The sequence below is a fragment of the Micromonospora sp. NPDC005979 genome, assembly GCF_040614415.1.
GTDB lineage: Bacteria > Actinomycetota > Actinomycetes > Mycobacteriales > Micromonosporaceae > Micromonospora.
Genome location: NZ_JBEXUR010000013.1, coordinates 77098 through 95209 on the forward strand (window position 1 = coordinate 77098; position 18112 = coordinate 95209).

Sequence of the window (18112 nt, forward strand, 5' to 3'; positions counted from 1 at the left end):
CGAGGTGGAGACGACCGAACGGAGCGAGGTGGTGGTGATCGTGTGGCGGTACGCGCTGCGGCTCGGGGCGTTGGTGGCCGGCAGCGCCGGGGTGGTGCTCACCCTGGCGGCGCCGGCGCAGGCGGCGTTCGCCACCGAGATGGGCGGCCTACCGGCCCGGTTCACCGCCGGCGACCAGGTGCGCACGATCTCCGCGGTGGTCTCGCAGACGGACCGGCGTGGCGGGTGCGCGAAGGTGCGCTGGTCGATGGTGCTCCGGGTGCAGGGCATCCGGCTCGACCAGGTGAAGATGGACCGGGTGGAGGAGAACGGCGACTTCCCGGTGGAGATTCGGACCGAGGGTGACGTGGCCCGGTTGACCGACCGGCAACTCGACCCGGGCACCCTCTGCCCGGGCCGTACGGTGACCGCCCGCTACCGGGTGGCCTTCGCCGAGGACGTCACGCAGGGGCGGGTCACCCTCGCCGCCGAGGCGTACGACGCCAACCTGCGCCTGTTGGCCCGCCAGAGCGCCACCCGATCGGTGGTGGGAGCGGGCGGCGCCGCCTCCCGTACGCCGACGCCGAGCCCGACCCCTGCGCAGCCGAGCGACCCACCGAGCGAACCGGCGCAGGAGGAGAGCACCCAGGCCGAGGAACCGGTCGCGGAGCAGCCGGTGGACGCGGCGCCACCGCCGGCCGGGCGTCCGGTCGCGCAGACCGGCGGGTTCGGTGTGGTGCAGGCGGCGTTCCTGCTCGGCGGGTTGCTGCTCTCGCTCGGGGTGGGCCTGCTGCTGCGACTGCGCCACCTGACCCGTGCCGCGAAGGACGAGGCCGAGGACCCGCCGGTGGACCGGCTCTGGGAGCGGCCCGCGCCGACCGGGCGCTGGTACCCGGCACGCCGCTGATCGGGGGTTGTCGGGGCCGGCGGTTCCCCGCCGGCCCCGACGGTGTCACTTCGCGAACGCCTGGAACTCGGCGATCCTGACCTGGGCACGGGACGGGCTGGCCGTGGCGCAGTCCGTCGTCGTGGCCGGGTCGTCGTCCTGCTCACCGGCGTACTGCGGGCCGCCGGTGCACTGGCTGGCCAGCACCTCCAACCGCAGGTGGGTGGCGACGGTGGTCGGCACCGCGAACGTGCGCAGGTTGATGTCGCGGCTGTACGCCCGGTACGCCCCGCCGGGGAACGCGTCGGCGGCGCTGGTGTAGATGCGCCGCCAACGCGCCGGGTCGGCGCAGTCGGTGGTGGTCGCGTCGCAGGCGGACACGGCGAACGAGCGCAGCGCGCTGAGCGCGTTCTGACTGCCCGTGTCCGCGTCCCCGACGATCGCGGGTCGCAGCATCGCGCTGACGTTCACGCGCTTGACCACCTGCGGGGCGTCACCGGCCAGCGCCACGGTGAGCTGCCTGCCGGCCACCCCGTCCAGCGAGGCCCAGTTCGTCGCCTCGGTGTCGTCGGCGACCCGGTCCAGGTTGACCCCGTCACCGCTGATCGTCGCGCCGGACGCCGTGGACGCGAGGTTGCGGCTCATCCGCAGGTCCACGTAGCCAGCCTTGCCGGCGTCGGCGACCACGCTGAGCCGCTGGTGCCCGAAGCCGGGCGCGACGGCCAGCAGGTCGTACGTGCCGGCGACCATCTCCAGCGTGTCCGGGATCGGCGTCGCCGGGTCGGTGTCGGCGATCGGTACGGCCCGCGCCTCGTACGCCCCGACGTACACCCGGATCGGCGCGTCGGCGCTGTCCCCACGGGGACGCAGCGTGAGCGTCGCGTTGCCGCCCCGTGGCGAGGCGAAGCTCGGCGTCGGGTCGGTGTCGGCGGCGCCGTTGGTGGCGGCGTCCCGGCCCATCCCGGAGCGGGCGAACTCGGCCCAGATCAGGTCCTGGTTCGCGCCGCCGAAGCGCAGCAGGTCGGCGGTGAGCATGTTGTCCCGCATGTCCAGCATGCTGACCTGGCTGGCCGCCTGGAGCAGGAACGAGTCGAAGACCAGTTGCGACCAGCGCCGGTTGCCCGGGCACTTGTCGGCGGACACCGTGCCCTGCGCGCACTCCCGCTGCCGCTGCGGGGTGCCCAGGCCGTACCGCTTGACCAGCGCGGCACGTACCCGGTAGTTGGTCGCGCCCCAGATCTCCCCGTCGGCGTGCACGGCCGGGCCGGCGGTGTTGTAGCCGATGTCGGAGTAGTTCAGCGGGCTGCGGCTCAGGTCGTAGTTGCGGATGCCGCTGACCAGGTTGCCGGTGACGTAGCCGCCGGTGACGAAGGGCGTCTCGCCGGGAGCGCGCAGACCGTTCTGGTAGAGGTACTCGGCGGCCATCAGGTCGCCCCACGACTCGCCCATCGCGCCGCCCTGGTGGCCGCTGATCCCGCTGTCCGGGCCGGCGATCATCCGGTTGGTGATGGCGTGGGTGTACTCGTGACCGATCACCGTCATGTCGTAGTCGCCGTCCACGCACGGCGGGTACGGGCCACCGGCCTGCGGCTGCCACAGGTACATGTTGGTGGTCGGCGGCAGACCGTCGCGCGGGGTGCCCTGGTTGGCGTTGTTGCGGTTGCCGGTCAGCGCGCCCTGCTGGGCGCGGCCCTGCTCGGCGTCGCCGCCGAGCCCGGACGGGGTGAGGTTGACCGCCTGGAGGTTCCACGCCGACTCGGTGAAGCCGAGCTGGTACGCCCAGTCGTGCATGCGGTTGTGCATGACGAACAGGTTCGCGATCGTCGCGTCCGCGTCGTTGCGCTGCGTGGATGTGAACACCTCCGGGTTGCACCTCGCCTGGTGCCACTGGTCGGTGAACGGGTACTCGTAGCGGCGCTCCGGGCTGGGTGTGGCCGGCACGACCGGGGTGTTGTTGCCCCAGGAGAGCACGGTGTTGGCCGAGTTACCGCGCGAGGTGAAGGTGGGTGTGCCGGTGGCCGCGTCGACGTCCCACGGCTGCCCGGTGGCCGGGTCACGGAACGCCGCCTGGCAGTCGGGGGCCGGGTCGCCGCACCAGCGGACCCGGGGGTCCTGGCCGGCGGCGAGGTCGCGGGGCGGGGTGGCCGGGAAGACCGCCCAGCTCGGGTTGTCCGAGTCGAAGTCGACGAGGTCCTCGCGGACCAGCACCTTGCCCGTGCTGCCGTCCACGTAGCTGGTGAACGCCACGGGGTGGTCGGTGTCCGCGCCGATCATGGTCACCTCGTAGGCGGCCCGAGGTCCGTCCAGCGGGGTGGGCACGGCCACGGCCCGCACGGTGTGGCTGGCCACGGCCGTCGGACTCAACCTGGCGTCGGCGAGCGCGTCGGCGTACGCCTGCTCGGCGGTGCGGGTCGCGGGGGCGGGCGCGCGGGTGTCCCGGGCCAGGGAGGAGTTGACGGCGAGCACCGAGCCGCCGCTGACCGCGAGCGTGACCAGGCCGTCGTAACCGGCCGGCAGGTCGCCGAAGCGTTGCCGCAGGGTCACCACCGCACCGCTGCCGATCGGCCGGACCAGCACCCGGTCCAGGTCGGCGACCGTCGCGGCGTCCATGCCGTACAGGTCGCGGTTGGCGGTCAGGTAGGCGCGCGCGGCGGCCTCCGGGTCCGCGGGCAGTCCGGCGGCGAGCGGGGTACGACCGGGCCCGAGCGCCTGGGGCGTGCCGAGCCGGTTCCACCGCGCGTCGGGGTCCGCGGCGCGGGCCAGCCCGCGCTGGCGGGCGTCGGGTGCCGCCGTACCGGTGCGGTTGTCGAGGTCGGCGGGCTGGTGCCCCTCGGCGAACGGCCCGGACGTGCGCTCGGCGGGAGCGGCGGCGGGTGCGGCGTTGCTCGTGCCGGTGGGTAGCAGCGCGGCGAGGGTCGCCGTCGTCGCCAGGACGGCGATGAGCCGGCGTCGACGCCGGCTCATCGGGGGTGACCACTCCGGTTGTGGCACGGGACCTCCTCGTGGGAGCGGGATGGCCGGCGGCTGCCGACCGGCGATGCGCGGTGACGCATGCGCATCTGTGGATATCAGCCGCCCGAGGAAGCGGCAAGGCCCCGGGCTGGTCGGCTCGCGAAATGATCGAGATCTGTCGACGGTGCCGGCGCTACCCTGCGCCGGCCTCGCGCTGCGGCGGAGCACCGGCGGCGCCTGGGCGTGGTGGCTCACCACGGTCGTCGTGTTCGGTCTGATCCCGGTGATCGACCTGCTCATCGGCCGGCGCAACCCTCCCGAGGAGGCGGTGCCCCGGCTGGCCGCCGACGGCTGCTACCGCTGGCTGACCTACCTCTACCTCCCGGCGCAGTACGCCGCCCTGGTGGTCTGCTGCGCGGTGTGGACCGGCTCGGTCGCCGGTCGACCAGTTCGGGTCGCGTCAGTCGCCGGGTGCCCAGTCGGGGTCGCGGCCGAAGGCGGCCAGCAGGTGATCCTGCTCGTCGGCGTCGGCGGGCACCCGCGCCGTGTCCCGGACCAGCTTGTCGCGTCGGTAGTCGTCGACCCGGCCGGCGAACCACTTGGCGCACACGTGCACCGCGTCCGGGTCGAACCGTGGGTCGGCGCCGATCGCCACCGCCAGGTCCCAACCGTGGATCAGGTGTTCGGCGAGGAGCTGCTGGACGTACTCGGCGGCCGGGGTCGGGCCGGCCGACAGGTGCACGGTGCGATCGATCGTGCCGGGGTGGGTGACGGCGATCTCGGCCTGCGCGGCCGCCTCCCGGGCCGTCGTGAGCGGGTCGGCGCCGAGCTGGTCCCCGTCGAAGCGGTCGCCGACCTCGTCGAGGGTGCGACCGGCGAGCAGTGGCACGCTCCACCGGTCCTCGCCGACCACGTGGTTGACCAGGGTCCGGACGTCCCAGTCGGGGCAGGGTGTCTCCTCCGACCACTGATCGGGCCCGATCTGGTCCACCCGGTCGACAAACTCGGCCAGGCTCCGGCGGTACGCGTCCAGCAGATCCATGCCGTCGATTGTTCCGTTCGGCACGCCGGCCCGAGCCGTTTTGCCCGGCCTGGCGTACGGCGCGGTCGGCCGCTCAGTCCAGGTCGGTCGGGTCCAGACCCAGTTCGCGGGCGGTGACCAGGCGTACCCACTCGCCGAACTGTCGGCGAGAGATGACCCGGTCGTGCACCGCGAGCTGCACGGCGAGGCCGTCCATCACCGCGCTGATCCGCCAGGCGGCCCCGTCCGGGTCGGCGCACTGGAAGGTGCCGTCGGCGACCCCGGTGGAGATCACGGCGGCGAGATCCTGTCGCCACCGTAGGTCGAGGCGGCGGGACACCTTCTCCAACTCGGGGGTACGCAGCGACTCGGACCAGCCGTCGATCCACATCGACCAGGAGGTCGCCCGGCCGGCCGGGGTGTAGAGCTTGAGGATCCGGCGGAGCTTCGTCAGCGGTGGCGCGGAGGAGCGGGTGACCACGTCCAGCCGGGCCAGATCCTGCTCGACGGCGTACGCGAAGGCCTGCGCGAGCAGCCGTTCCTTCGTGGCAAAGTGGTAGAAGACCAGTGCCTGGCTCACCCCGGCGGCCTGCGCCACATCGGCCGTTCGGGTGTTGGCCAGGCCGCGCTCCACGATCACGTCGCAGGCCGTGCGCAGCAGGGCATCCAGGCGGATCTCGGCCGCACGTCTCGTCACGACCGTTACCGTAGCCCATCCACCCGAACACGAACAGTTACCGCTACCGTCCGATTCGTGGGGTAAGAGTCGGAAGTTGGACACTTTCCGGGGGTGCCGTGGCTCGTTCTCTTGGTGGAGTTCAGCGAGGTGGGCGGCGCGCCGTCGGAGTGCTCCGCTGGCCGTCCGCTGCGCCGGCGCTAACCGTCGGATGATGCCGGAGTGTGACGGCCGAGGGTCAATTGAGACATCAGGTCAGCTGACTAGGAAGCCCGCCGTCGGTGGCGGCCATCTCCCCGTCCGGCGTCGGACCGGGCGGGATGGGACGCGCCGACACGGACCCCGATTTGGCAGTCGTTCGCCGGCTCGGCTAAAGTTCTCATCCGTCACCCGGGAAAGCCGGGGGCGTGCGGACGTAGCGCAGCTGGTAGCGCATCACCTTGCCAAGGTGAGGGTCGCGGGTTCGAATCCCGTCGTCCGCTCGGAGCTGCCGCCACGCATGACGGGGGCAACCTCGGTGGGGTGGCCGAGAGGCGAGGCAACGGCCTGCAAAGCCGTGTACGCGGGTTCAAATCCCGTCCCCACCTCGGCAAAGAGCACGGGCGATTGGCGCAGTGGGAGCGCGCTTCCTTGACACGGAAGAGGTCACTGGTTCAAACCCAGTATCGCCCACCAGCTGTACGACGTGAGCGTTGAGGCCCGTCACCGAATCCGGTGACGGGCCTCAACGCTGTTTCATCAGAAGGCCACCCGCCCGCCCACACGCGACAGACCTACTCCCCGGCGCGGAGCACCTCGCTCAACCGGTCGCGTCGTCGCAGCGCCGACTCGACGGGTACGACGGTGGCGGCCGCCGCCAGCAGCGCCGTGCCCAGCAGGGCGAGCAGCCACCACGGCAGGATCGCCGCCGGGTCGTCGGCCTGGCCGGTGAGCAGCCGTAGGTCGAGAGGGCCGAGCGTCACGCGTGCGAGCAGGGCCCCGAGGAGCGGGCCGCACACCGCGACGACCGCGACCGGTGGCAGCAGCTCTCCGGCGGCGACCCAGCGGGCGTCGCGCGGCCGCAGCCCGAGGGTCCGCAGCCGGGTCAGGGTCTGCCACCGTTCGGACGCCCCCGCGGCGGCGGCGAGCGCCAGGCCGAGGAGCCCCAGCGCCAGAAGCACCGCGGCGGCGGCCCACGCCAGCCGTAGGAGCCCTGCGGTCAGCGGAGCCGCTCGCTGCGTCCGCAGGACGTCGGCGCGCGACACGACATCGGCGGCGACGCCGCTGTTCGACACCGCCCGCGCCGCGCCGGGACCGGTCACCCAGACCGTGTTCGGAACGGCGGGCAGGCCGGCGTCGGCGAGAGCCGCGGCGTCCACGAGCACGACGTCGTCGGCGCCGCCGACCGAGGGCGCGGTACCGACCACGGCGAGGTGGATGGCCGGAGCGTCGGCCCGGGGTAGCTGCAACCGCGTGCCGACCGGCAGCTCGCCGTCGCTCGATCGGACCAGCGCGGGAACCTCTCCGGGGCCGGGGCCGGGGCCGGGGCCGGGGCCGGGTGTCGTGAGCCGGGCCAGCGCGGGCGCGTCGGGCAGCGGGGTGGTGGCCAACAGGCGCTGGAACGCTTCGGCGTCCACGATGACCAGGCGCGGGGCGAATGGTGTCGAGTCCGTGAAGACGCGCGCCGAGTCGGTGACCTGCGCGACGACGACCTGTCCGACCCCCGGAGCGGCGGCGATCCGCTCGGCGATGGCGGGCGTGGCGGCCTTGGCGTCCGCGGCGACGTCGAGGCGGGCGTCGGCGCCGACGGCGCTCCACGCGCCGTCGGCGAGCCCCCGGCTGACGGTCGAGCCGAGGATGAGCGCGAACGACGCGAGCGCCGTGGCGCTCACCAGCACCAGCAGCGGCAGCGCGCGCCCCGCCGTCGTGACCGCCCGGGCGGCACCGAAGACGGCCAGCGGGCGGCGCGAGCGCAGGGCCTGGCGGAGCGCGAACCGCGCGCCCAGGGGGAGCAGTCGGATGACCACGAGCGCGCCCACGAGCGCGCCCAGGGCGACGGCGCTGACCGGCAGGCTCACGTCGCCGGTCAGCGCACCGGTGCCGCCGTCGGCGGTGAGGGGCAGGAGCCCGCGCTGGTGCAGTGTGACCAGGGCGGCTACCGCGGCGATCAGGACCGCGGCCTCCACGACGGCGCGGCGCAGCTGCCCGGTGGCCCGCACCCAGCGCCGAGCGGACGGGTTGGCGGGCTGACGCCGATCCCGGCTGGCGCGGCCGGCGGCGAGGGTGCCGAACGCCGGCCCGGCGACGGCACCGGCCAGGACCACGGGAATGGCCCAGCTCCACGAGACGCCCGGTGCCACCACGCGGGCGAGTGCGAGCCCGAGGGCAGCGGCCGACAGGGACACCACTGTGGACTCGATGGCCAGTTCCGCGCCGAGGTCGGGTAGCGCCGCCCCGCGCTGCCGGGCGGTGCTCAGCGCCAGGGTTCGGCGGCGGACCAGCAGGTCGGCGGCGAGCAACAGGAGCAGGACCGTGGCGGTCAGCACGCCGGTGAGCAACACGGCCGCCTGCGCCTGTACGGCGCTGACCCGGGCGCGGGTCGCGCGCAGGGTGGCGTCGAGCTGCGATTCCCACTTCAGGGAGTCGTCGCGGGCGCCGGACGAGCCGGAAGCCGCCTTGAGCGTGACCACCTGGTTGACCAGGACCGCGCTGGTGGCCCAGGTGAGCGCGTCGGGGTCGGGGGCGAAGTGGACAGCGCGCCGCAGTTGGTCCTCGTCGACGGCGAGACGGGCGTCCGGCAGCGAGTCCCGCGACAGCAGACCGGCGAACCGCGTTATCCCCACGCCGTCGGCGCCGGGCACGGGGCGCAGGAGCGCCGGGACGAGTCGCCACGCGGGGTCGGCGGTGTCCGTGGGTCGGTAGATCCCGCTGATCCGCAGGTCCTTGTCGCGCCCCCGGCTGTCCTTGGCCGGGATCCGATCGCCGGGGCCGACACCGAGTGCGGCGGCGTCCGTCTCGGAGATGCCGACCTGAACCGGCCAGGGCGGTCCCTGGTAGGGGGCTTCGACGAACCCGTCGGGGACGGCCCCGGCGGGCGCGTTTCCGGCGACCCAGGTCACCTCCGGGCCGCCGGCGTCACCGGCCAGGTAGGTGAACTGGAAGGTACGCGGGGTGGTGCCGCCGGTGATGCTCAGGACCGGGCCGTCGACGACGGCGATGGGCGGGAGCAGCGCGGCATCCAGGTCGGGCCCGAGCGCGTACGTCGCCCGGACGCGGAAGTCGTCGACCTCCTTGGCCAGGCCTTCCATCCGCACCCGCCCACCCGTCGGACCGTCGTCGCGTTGCCAGTCGGCGTGTGCGAGGACGTTCGCGTCGTTGGAGGCGCGGCGGACGCTGTCCTGGACGGTGTCGTCGGCGGCCGCGCCGAGCAGCACCGGCACGGCCCCGGCGAGCAGCGCGACAGCCGCGATGACGGCTGCGGAGAGCAGCAGCGCGCCGGCGTCGGCCCGGCCACGGCCGCGGACGCTGGGCCAGTGCGGCGCCGGGAACCGGCGGGTCAACCGCTTCACGGCGCCACCCGCAGGTGCGCGGCGTCGGCCCGACGAACCTGGATGCCGACCACGATGGCGACGGCCAGTAGACACCCGGCCAGCAGTACGGCGAGCAGCGCGGCCTCGGCCGGCCAAGGCCAGTGTGGCTGGGCGGCCGGGACGGGCGCGGCGCCGGTGTCGGAGCGTACGAGCAGGGGAGCGACGAGGCGGGTGGCGAGCGCGCCGACGGCCGCGCCCGCCGCGAGCAGCGGCAGCAGAACGCCGGCGTGCTGGCCGAGCAGCACAGTCCGGATGCCGCGCCGGGACATCCCCAGACCGCGCAACCGCGCCACCTCGACGGCACGGAGCTGTAGATCGCAGGTGACGTGCAGGACGACGCCGGCGAGCAGCAGCAGGGCCGCGGCCGGTACGACGAGCCGGAGCGCGCCCGGCAACCCGGCGCGCAGCGGGCCGCCGAGGAGGCGGGCGGTCTCCACCTCGCGGGTCGTGACGGTGCCCAGGTGCAGGGCGGTGGCCCGCTCGGCGGCGCCGGGGCCGGCCGGGTGACCGACCCACCAGGCGTCGACGGGGAACGTGAGGTCACCGGCGAGCACGCGCGCGCGGGACAGCGCGTCCAGGTCGGCCAGGAGGGCGACGGCCCCGGGGGCGGACGGTACGGCCGGCACGACCTCGGAGACGACGACCGGGACGGGCGTGGTGCCGACCGTGACGCTGAGCTTGCTGCCGGGGTGGACGCCGACCTCGCTGGCGAAGCGGGCGGAGACGGCGACCGGCACCTCACCGGGGTCCGGGAAGGCGGTGGCGACGAGGGTCCGGGCGGCGTCGTCGGCGCCGTCGAGCTCGACGGTCGCGGCCATCCGCAGCGCGGTTCCGGTCGGTGTGGAGGACAGCCGGACGTTCAGGTCGCTCAGCTTGCTCGGTACCGGTGGGGCGGACGTGGCGGTCCAGTCCGATCCGTCGGTGGACGCCGCCGCCGGCACGGTCAGCGTGACGGCTACGGCCACTCCTCCGGCGGCTACGGGTTCGTCGCCGAAGTCGGCGGCGACCGGCAGGGCGACCGCGACGAGGCGCAGCCCGTCGGCCGTCGCGCAGGCGGGAAGCCGCACCTCGCGGCCGTCGAGCGGTACGGCGGGACCGGTGCAGGACGTACGGAGGCCGGTGACGTCCTGCAGCAGCAGCCGGGGCGTCACGGCGAGCGGGGTGTCGCCGGCCGCCGTTCCGCTGAGTGCGAGCGGTGCGCCGGCCGGGACGGCGAGACCGGTGATCCGGGTTGGTGGTGCCAGCGCGGCACCCACGTCCCCCCATTCGCGGTCGTTGTCCAGCCGGCCGCGCAGCAGCGCGTCGGCGCGGGTGGTGTCCACGGCGACCAGGCGTGGCGCTTCGCCGGAGGTCCCGAGCCACTGACCGACGGCGGTACCACGGTCCAGGACCGGACTCACCGCCCCCGCGGTGGCCGCGCTGACGAGCGCGCCCTCGCCGGCCGAGGGCGACGTGCTGAGGGTGAGCGCCAGGTCGGTGCCGACCGAGAGCGCGGCCTGGTCGCGCTGCGACTGGTGCCAGGTGGCGTCGAAGGCCAGGCCGAAGGTTCCGGCCGCGCAGGCCAGCCCGACGAGCAGGCCGGCGGCGACCGCCTGGGGCCGGCGGGCGCTCTCGGCGACCGCCAGCGGAAGCGCCAGCCCACGGGCGCGGTAGGCCAGACGGTCGGCGCCACGCAGGGCGGGCAGCACCACCCGGAGCGCCAGGGCGGCGCCGGCGGTGAGCAGCACGGCCGGAGCGAGCACCCGGACCGCGTCGGCGCGCGAGTTGGCGGCGGTGGGCTGCGCGTACAGCTGCCACCATCCGACGGCGGCGAACACCGCGAGCAGCAGGTCGGCTCCGGAGCGGGCCAGCAGCTCGCGGCGGGTGCGCCGCTCGCCGGCCGCCGGGACGGGACGGATCGCCAGGACGGTGAGGACGGCGGCGAGCACCAGCGTGCCCCCGGCGACCGCGAGCACCTGGAGGCCGGTGATGGCCGGCCGGACGGTCAGGCCGGCGTCGTCCAGCGGCGACAGGTGGGTCAGGCCGGCGTGCAGGGCCGACGAGGCCGGTATCGCGAGCGCGATGGCGACGGCCGCGACGAGCCCGGCCTCGAGGGTCGCGGTGGCGGCGAGTTGACGACGGCTGGTGCCCAGGGCGGAACGCAGGGCGGTCTCGTCGGCGCGGATGCCGGCGGTCAGGCGGCCGGCGAGCACGAGCGCCGTCGCGGCCAGGACACCGCCCAGGACGGCGATCGCGAGCACGACGGCGGCGGTCACGTGCCGTTGGTCGTCGGCCGACCGCAGGGTCAGCGACAGGTCGGTGGCGACGCGGGCCATCTGGACGCGGTCGCCGAGGGCGCCGGCCAGCCGTCGGTCGGCACTGTCGACGGCTCCGGCCAAGGTCTCCAGGTCCCGGCGGTTGGCGTGGCTCAGGTCCGGATGGGCGGTGACCTCCAGGCGGTCGACGGTGGCGCCGGTGGTGACCAGGTCGGCGAGGTCGACGAGGAACGGGCCGTAGGCGTTGACCGGTTGCAGGAAGCGACCGTCCCGGTAGCCGGTGGCGGACCCGGCCGCGGCCAGCGGGTCGCGGTCCCAGCCGCGCCCGGCCAGCGGGCGTACGACACCGACGACGGTCACGTCGATGGCCGGGACGGGCGGGTGGGCCAGCTCGGCGCCGAGGTGCACCCGGCTACCGGGAGCCAGGCCGAGCAGGTGGGCGGTGGACTCCAGGAGCACCGCGTCGCCGGAGCGCTGTGGCCAGCGTCCGGTGATCAGCTCGGCCCGGGCCGGCAGGTCGTCGAGGCCGGACAGGTACGCCTGTGGGCCGACGGTGGTGCCCGGGGCGAGCGCGGGCGGTAGTGCCCGCAGCACCGTCGACGCCCGCGCGGTGGTGGTCAGCGGGAACGGCGCCAGCGCGGAGGTCACCCCGGCGCGGGTGTCGGCGAGGACGGACGACACATCGGGGCCATCGACGGCGCCGGTGTAGACGGTCGCGTCGACGGCGGCGGGAGCGGCGCGGGCCAGGGCGACCTCCAGGGCCCGCTCGGCGGTGCGGGTGACCAGCAGCGTGCAGGTGCCCAGCAGGGTCGCGCCGATCGTGACGACCCCGAGGAGGGCCGCGAGCAACGGCCACTGCGCGCGGGCGCGGCGGCGGATGAGCCTCAGCATCGTCGTGTCACCCGGCGTCCGGCACGGGCTCATGCGCCTGCTCGGCCGCCTGTTCGTCGAGGTGCCCGTCGTGAATGCGGATCACCCGGTCGGCCAGGGCCATCATCACCGCGTCGTGCGTCGACACGAGCACGGTGACGCCCTCGGACTCCGCGACCCCGCGCAGCAGGGCCATCACCGACAGGCCCGTCTCGGCGTCCAGTTGGCCGGTGGGCTCGTCGGCGAGCAGGAGCCGGGGCGAGGCGGCCAGCGCGCGGGCGATAGCCACCCGTTGCTGCTGGCCGCCGGACATCTCGGCCGGCCGTTGCTGGGCGTGGTCGGCGAGGCCGACCAGTTCCAGCAGCAACTCGACCCGCCGCTCGCGCTCGGCCGGGGCGACGCGGGCCAGCCGTAGCGGCGCGGCGACGTTCTCCGCGGCCGACAGCACGGGGATCAACCCGAAGTTCTGGAAGACGTACGACACCTTCTCGCGCCGCAGCCGGGACAGGCCGTCCTCGTCGAGCGTGGTGACCTCGGTGCCGTCGACGTGCACGGTGCCGGCGTCCGGGCGGTCCAGGCCGCCGATGACGTTGAGCAGGGTGGTCTTGCCCGAGCCGGACCGGCCGACGAGCGCCACCATGGAACCGGCGGCGACCTCGAACGACACGCCGCGCAGGGCGTGCACGACGGTCGGCCCGGCGCGGAAGCGTCGGTGCACGTCCCGAACCCGCAGCAGCGGCTCGCTCATTCGCCGCTGCGCGAGTCGGAGCGGATCGTGATGTGGTCGGGTTCCAGGGCCAGCCGGACCCGTCGGGTCAGCGCCAGCGCCTGGCGGAATTCGCGGGGCACCTGGACCCGCCCGGCCCGGTCCATCACGGCGTACTCCTCGGCGGTCATGTGGGTGTCGCCCTCCGCGTTGGTGGTGGTGCGGCGCAGCACCTCGCTGCTGGTGCGACCGTCGCGGATCGCGACGGTCCGTTCGACCTGGCCGCTGACCTCCGGGTCGTGGGTGACCACGACGACGGTGACGCCGTAGCGCCGGTTGACGTCGCGCAGCACGCCGAAGACCTCGGCGGACGTGGCGGCGTCCAGCTCGCCGGTCGGCTCGTCGGCGAGCAGGACCCTCGGCTGGTTGGCCAGGGCCACCGCGATCGCCACCCGCATCTGCTGCCCACCGGAGAGTTGGCCGGGGCGGCGGTCGGCGCAGTCGGCGACGCCGAGGCTGTCCAGCAGTTCGGCGGCGCGCTCCTGCCGCTCCTTCTTCGCGGTGCGGGCCGCCGTCATCGGCAGGTCCACCATCTCCCGCGCGGTCAGGTACGGGATGAGGTTGCTCGCCGTCTGCTGCCGGACGAATCCGACGGTGTGCCGCCGGTACTCCACCCGGTCCGCGCGGGACATCGCCAGCAGGTTCCACGTGTCGACCCGGACCCGTCCGGCGGTGGGGGCGTCGATGCCGGCCAGGATGGACAGCAGCGTCGACTTGCCCGATCCGGAGGCGCCGACCACGGCGACCAGCTCACCGCTCTCCACCGCCAGGTCCAGTCCCTGAAGTGCCTGCACCTCGATCGAACCGGTCTGGTAGATCCGTACCAGGTTCTCGCAGACGATGAGCGCGTCCCGACCGAACTCGGTCGCCCGCGCGGACGGCTGCGGCAGGGACAGCGGTGTGGTGGACATTCCCAGCAGTCTCGCAACCGGCGGCGTCGTTGACCATGCCCCTCGTGCGGTTATTTCGGGTTTGGCACGAGGATCCGCTGTCGACCGGTCAGAAGGTCAACAGCCGGAACTCGCCCACCGGCCGGAAGCCGAGGCGGCGGTAGATTCCCTCGCCGACGGGGGACGAGGTGAGGGCCGCCGTGTGGGCGCCCCGCTCCCGGGCCAGGTCGAGCGCGGCCCGGGTCATGGCCGCGCCGATGCCCTGCCGGCGCTGCTCGGGCTGCGTGCCCACGAAGTAGAGCGTGACCAGACCGTGGCTGAGCCAGGCGACAGCCGTGCCGACGATTCGGCCGTCGGCGAGGCGACCCGCCAGCCGGATCACCGTGCCGTCTCCACTGAACGCCTTCTCCCGTTCGATCGTCGCCGGGACACCCTCGGCCGGGATGCCGGACACCCGGGCGTAGGCCGGGACGAAGGCGTCGAGGTCGTCGGTCTCGGTGATGTGCAGGCCGGTGGGTGTCGGTGCCCCGGCCGCCGCGGTGAGCGCCCTCGTCATGATCGGCATGCGGGCGACCTCGGTCGCGCCGAGGGCGACCAGGCCGTCGGCGGTGCCGACGTCACTGTCCGGCCCGACCCACCAGATTCGGGGTACGCCCCGCAGCCGTCGCCGGGCCTCGACGAGCGCCTCGCCGGGCGTCGGCCCGGCCACCCGCAGCACCCCGTTGAGGGTGGCGTGCGGCACGTCACTGCGGTATGTCGGCAGGTCCGGGTCACCGTCCGTGCCGATGTTCCAACCGAGCAGGTACGACCGGTGGGCGGCCAGCACCGTGTCGAGGGACTCCATGAGCGCGATCGTAACGCGGGCGCGTGCCGGGCCTGACCAGCGGAGACGGGGACGGGCCGGCATCCTCGCGAGGAGGTCGCCGGCCCGTTTCACCCGAGCCCTTCACAGCGGCGGGGCGATGTCCCGCCGCTCCTCGACCCGGCGGTACTCGACCGGCTGCTCGGTGGTGGTCACGACCGCGGCGCGGCGGCGCTGGAAGATCAACGCCGTCATGATCAGACCGAGGACGCCGGCGCCCATCAGGATCCAGCCGACCACGTCGAGGTTGATGCCGCCGACGCTCGCGTCGAGGGCGAAGGTGAGAATCGCGCCGAGCGCGATCAGGAAGATGCTGGTGCCGATACCCACGACAGCCTCCTTAGGGGGTGTGGTGTGCTGTCGAGGTTCATCAGTACCCCGCCGTCGAGCAGCGCAATCGTGGTCGCCCGAGGGCGGCGCGGCGGCCGATCTTGGCATCGGGTAGAGTTTGCTCCGTCGCCGGCGGTAGCCGGGGACGTGCGGACGTAGCGCAGCTGGTAGCGCATCACCTTGCCAAGGTGAGGGTCGCGGGTTCGAATCCCGTCGTCCGCTCGCGATCCGTCTCGACGGGCCTGACTGCCGGGTCGAGCGGGCACCATGGGCGATTGGCGCAGTGGGAGCGCGCTTCCTTGACACGGAAGAGGTCACTGGTTCAAACCCAGTATCGCCCACCAGTTCGTTCAGTTGTACGTCAGACCGGACGGTCAACGTTCGGTCTGACGCGTTTAGTGGATCAGGGCCTGCTCACCGTAGCCCGTCGCCTTGGACGAATATCTCCCGTCGCTCCTTGGCGCGGCCCCTGCCATCGAGTACGTATCCCGCAAGCCATAACCAACCGTGGTAGGTCGGCTTCGGGCAGACTTTGATGACTCTGAACTTGAACCCACGGTCGCCCGCAAACTGAACGCTGGCACCCCGACCTACGTCCAACACATCGCCCGGCCTGGGCGTCGGTAGGTTCGGAGGCATGCGCCGCTGCTCCGGTCTCCGCTTGGCCTACTGCTCACATTCATCGTCGCCAGTAGTCAGCGCATCTCGCGTGCTGATGGCGCAATCCCGTGCCCTATGGACCTCGGCCGAAGCCCTTGCCGTGGTAGATGCGCCGCATTCCGGGCACCATTGCTCTTTGACTTTGAAGCTGAACAGTCCTGCCAGGAACCCCAGTAGTACGGCGCTGATCAGAGCACCAAGCATCATCACGGTCACCCTTCGCCTGCCTAAGGGTTGCTGCCGGACGGACACCGTTGCCGCGGGCCGCCCGGCAGCCTCAAGGGAACCTCGTCACCGAACGGACAGACGTTGATTCGTCATGGCCAGGCGAGTGGTCGGCCGTTCGTCCGTTAGCCAGTGGGCTTCCGGCTCTGGTACCGTCGCCGTTTCCACTGCAACGGCCGCCTTTCGTACCCAGCGTCCGTCTTACCGAAGTTCCGACATGACGGTATGAGCGGGCGGTCTACGCCGTCCATGATGTTGCGAACTGTTGCGACGCTATTGACCAAGTTGATCGATCGTGCGGCCGATCAGCGCTCGCGCCTCCGGCCCGTATACAGCCGACACCTGAAGGCGGTCGAACATCCGCGCGTACAGCTCGATCTCTTGAGGTCGGGTGACCTCGATGCTCGCGGTGGGCGTCTCCAGCGCGATCAGGAGGTCGTCAAAGATCCAAAAGCCGGTGGACGCGACCGCCGGACGTTCGATCATTAGGGGAATGATGCCCACCGAGACGTTAGGTAGTGACATCACCGCGAGCAGCCGGTCCAACTGCCCGGCCTGGATGACGGCGTCCCCGAACCAGGTCCGCAGGGCTTGCTCCTCCAGCACCACCACGAACCGCTTACCGCGCTGGTAGAGCACCCGCTGACGCTCCATCCGCACCGCCACGGCCTCGTCCAGGTCGTTGGGCGTCTCCAGGAAGTCAATCCAGAACGACAGCATCGCCGCCGTGTAGTCGGCGGTCTGGAACAGCCCGGGGATGGCGTTGTGCTCGTAGATCCGGAACACCGACGTCTGCTCGTACAGGGCCAGGGTGTGCGCGCCGAGCACTCGCTTCATGCCCGCCCGGCTCTGGCGCCGGAACTCCAGGTATGCCGACTCCACCGCCCGCAGCGTGGCGGTCAGATCGGGAATCTGGTCTTCGGCGTTACAGGCGTGGCACCAGGCCCGGATGTCCTTGTCGGTCGGCGGCTGGACGCCATGCTCGATCTTGCTGACCCGGGTGAAGTGCTGGCCGGTCAAGGCCGCCAGCGCCCGCCCCGTGAGCCCTGCTTCCTTGCGCAGCTCACGGAGGCGGACGCCGAGCGCCTCTTGGCCCTGGCGGGCAGCGCTAGACGGGTTGGTAGTCACGGTGCGGGATGGCCAACTGCCATACGGCCTCGAACGCCGACCGGCATAACTGCAGGTCGGCCGGGTCGGTGGATGCCACCCGGTCCACGGCCAGGCCGTTGCCTGCGTAGATCAGGAAGACCGCCAGGCGGTCGTCGAACAGGTAGTAGTCGTTGCCCGGCAATCCCAGCGACGACACCAGCCGACGCGGCACCCAGCGGATGTCCTCGCCAGCGTCCACCATGGGCTCGGCGATGCTGTACGACCAGCGCTGATAGTCGCTCAACGGCTCAGAGACGATACGCGCCCGACGCACCGACCGACCTGCCTTGACGTGCTCGCGCAGGCTCTCGCACCAGCCGTCCAGCCACGCCAGGTCGTCTGGCTCCCCGGCGGCCCACTTGGCCATGTACGGCAGCTCGACCGCGGTGCCGTAGGCGTCGCGTGTCTCCAGGTGGATGGCATCGCGCTCGAAGCTCACCAACAGCCGCTCGAACTCAGCCTCACTGATCGAGGTCACGATCCCCCTGCCGGAAGAACTGGAGCATCCGGTCCGGGATCTCCACGCAGGACTCACCCTCCGGGATGCTCATCTGTGCCAACACCGCCGGGTCCGACACCTCCCAACCCTGCACCACCCAGCTCTCCCGGTCGGTGCGGTACACCGTGGGCGAGCCGGTCGGGTTCGACTCCGGATCCTTACCGATCAACGTTAGGCGCATGGTCCACTCCCTGTCCTGTCGGTTGCGGGATGTTGCGACGTGGCCATCCTGAGGGCAGACATGTTCGGCGTCAAGGAGTAGGTGAAGGATTGCGGATGGTGACGGCAAAGGACGGGAGGGTCCTCGGGCTCCCTGAGAGCGCCGTCCGTGCGGCATCGCACCGGCCCCGCCAGCTGCGAATTCCGGCATGCCTGGCAAATAAGGCTCTCGCCACACCGAACCTGCGAGTAACTTGCTTTAGCGTTCCTTGCTGATTACCGTCGCCCCTCACCTATACAACCATCGAAAGCGGCCTTGCCGATCTTGATTGACTGGGGCAGCCCAATATCAAATACCGGAGAG

Annotated in this window: 13 protein-coding genes and 5 tRNA genes; 6 read left to right on the forward strand and 12 right to left on the reverse strand. The window is 72.8% G+C overall.

Annotated elements, in window-relative coordinates; all coding sequences use genetic code 11:
* Positions 1-4 precede the first annotated feature (4 nt).
* The gene (locus tag ABZ272_RS21790) at positions 5-886 is read left to right on the forward strand and encodes a hypothetical protein (RefSeq protein ID WP_355051774.1); all 882 of its coding nucleotides are present in this window, start codon (positions 5-7) and stop codon (positions 884-886) included.
* A gap of 45 nt (positions 887-931) precedes the next feature.
* Here the strand turns inward: ABZ272_RS21790 and ABZ272_RS21795 are convergent, their stop codons facing one another.
* From ABZ272_RS21795 to ABZ272_RS21805, 3 genes are all read right to left on the reverse strand, one after another.
* Positions 932-3856: a M36 family metallopeptidase gene (locus ABZ272_RS21795; protein ID WP_355051775.1), complete on the reverse strand. Its 2925-nt coding sequence runs from the start codon at positions 3854-3856 to the stop codon at positions 932-934.
* A gap of 421 nt (positions 3857-4277) precedes the next feature.
* A complete protein-coding gene (locus ABZ272_RS21800) occupies positions 4278-4859 on the reverse strand; it encodes a TIGR03086 family metal-binding protein (protein ID WP_355051776.1) in 582 nt (193 codons plus the stop codon).
* Positions 4860-4932: 73 nt separating this feature from the next.
* Positions 4933-5535, reverse strand: a complete 603-nt coding sequence (locus ABZ272_RS21805; protein ID WP_355051777.1) for a TetR/AcrR family transcriptional regulator — start codon at positions 5533-5535, stop codon at positions 4933-4935.
* A 388-nt stretch (positions 5536-5923) separates the two neighbouring features.
* Between ABZ272_RS21805 and ABZ272_RS21810 the strand changes: the two genes are divergently transcribed.
* From ABZ272_RS21810 to ABZ272_RS21820, 3 genes are all read left to right on the forward strand, one after another.
* Positions 5924-5996, forward strand: a tRNA-Gly gene (locus ABZ272_RS21810).
* Between the two features lie 34 nt (positions 5997-6030).
* Positions 6031-6101 (forward strand) — tRNA-Cys (locus ABZ272_RS21815).
* 13 nt (positions 6102-6114) lie between these two features.
* Positions 6115-6189, forward strand: a tRNA-Val gene (locus ABZ272_RS21820).
* A gap of 98 nt (positions 6190-6287) precedes the next feature.
* On the opposite strand, the gene ABZ272_RS21825 is transcribed toward ABZ272_RS21820, so the two are convergent.
* From ABZ272_RS21825 to ABZ272_RS21850, 6 genes are all read right to left on the reverse strand, one after another.
* A complete protein-coding gene (locus ABZ272_RS21825; RefSeq protein ID WP_355051778.1) occupies positions 6288-9062 on the reverse strand; it encodes an FtsX-like permease family protein in 2775 nt (924 codons plus the stop codon).
* The gene (locus ABZ272_RS21830) at positions 9059-12229 is read right to left on the reverse strand and encodes a permease (protein ID WP_355051779.1); all 3171 of its coding nucleotides are present in this window, start codon (positions 12227-12229) and stop codon (positions 9059-9061) included. The genes ABZ272_RS21825 and ABZ272_RS21830 overlap by 4 nt, the downstream gene beginning before the upstream one ends.
* A gap of 7 nt (positions 12230-12236) precedes the next feature.
* Positions 12237-12956, reverse strand: a complete 720-nt coding sequence (locus ABZ272_RS21835) for an ABC transporter ATP-binding protein (protein ID WP_355051780.1) — start codon at positions 12954-12956, stop codon at positions 12237-12239.
* Positions 12953-13885 (reverse strand): ABC transporter ATP-binding protein, encoded by a 933-nt coding sequence (locus ABZ272_RS21840; protein WP_355051781.1) that lies wholly within the window; start codon positions 13883-13885, stop codon positions 12953-12955. Before ABZ272_RS21840 ends, ABZ272_RS21835 begins: the two co-directional genes overlap by 4 nt.
* 88 nt (positions 13886-13973) lie before the next feature.
* Entirely contained in the window at positions 13974-14708 is a 735-nt protein-coding gene (locus tag ABZ272_RS21845; RefSeq protein WP_355051782.1) for a GNAT family N-acetyltransferase, read from the reverse strand.
* Between the two features lie 102 nt (positions 14709-14810).
* A complete protein-coding gene (locus ABZ272_RS21850) occupies positions 14811-15056 on the reverse strand; it encodes a DUF6458 family protein (protein WP_355051783.1) in 246 nt (81 codons plus the stop codon).
* Positions 15057-15205: 149 nt separating this feature from the next.
* On the opposite strand from ABZ272_RS21850, the gene ABZ272_RS21855 reads away from it, so the two are divergent.
* Positions 15206-15278, forward strand: a tRNA-Gly gene (locus ABZ272_RS21855).
* Between the two features lie 47 nt (positions 15279-15325).
* A tRNA-Val gene (locus ABZ272_RS21860) sits at positions 15326-15400 on the forward strand.
* Between the two features lie 814 nt (positions 15401-16214).
* Here ABZ272_RS21860 and ABZ272_RS21865 read toward each other — a convergent pair.
* Genes ABZ272_RS21865 through ABZ272_RS21875 form a run of 3 tightly spaced genes read right to left on the reverse strand, consistent with a single transcriptional unit; the run spans position 16215 to position 17770 of the window.
* Positions 16215-17069 (reverse strand): helix-turn-helix transcriptional regulator, encoded by an 855-nt coding sequence (locus ABZ272_RS21865; RefSeq protein WP_355051784.1) that lies wholly within the window; start codon positions 17067-17069, stop codon positions 16215-16217.
* A complete protein-coding gene (locus ABZ272_RS21870; protein ID WP_355051785.1) occupies positions 17050-17568 on the reverse strand; it encodes a DUF6879 family protein in 519 nt (172 codons plus the stop codon). The genes ABZ272_RS21865 and ABZ272_RS21870 overlap by 20 nt, the downstream gene beginning before the upstream one ends.
* Entirely contained in the window at positions 17552-17770 is a 219-nt protein-coding gene (locus ABZ272_RS21875) for a hypothetical protein (protein ID WP_355051786.1), read from the reverse strand. The genes ABZ272_RS21870 and ABZ272_RS21875 overlap by 17 nt, the downstream gene beginning before the upstream one ends.
* Positions 17771-18112: the final 342 nt, after the last annotated feature.

Bases quoted from the DNA above. Each gene is read 5' to 3' on its own strand.
- ABZ272_RS21800 (WP_355051776.1), bottom strand. From the start codon at position 4,859: ATGGATCTGCTGGACGCGTACCGCCGGAGCCTGGCCGAGTTTGTCGAC.
- ABZ272_RS21830 (WP_355051779.1), bottom strand. From the start codon at position 12,229: ATGCTGAGGCTCATCCGCCGCCGCGCCCGCGCGCAGTGGCCGTTGCTC.
- ABZ272_RS21835 (WP_355051780.1), bottom strand. From the start codon at position 12,956: ATGAGCGAGCCGCTGCTGCGGGTTCGGGACGTGCACCGACGCTTCCGC.
- ABZ272_RS21840 (WP_355051781.1), bottom strand. From the start codon at position 13,885: ATGTCCACCACACCGCTGTCCCTGCCGCAGCCGTCCGCGCGGGCGACC.
- ABZ272_RS21845 (WP_355051782.1), bottom strand. From the start codon at position 14,708: ATGGAGTCCCTCGACACGGTGCTGGCCGCCCACCGGTCGTACCTGCTC.
- ABZ272_RS21875 (WP_355051786.1), bottom strand. From the start codon at position 17,770: ATGCGCCTAACGTTGATCGGTAAGGATCCGGAGTCGAACCCGACCGGC.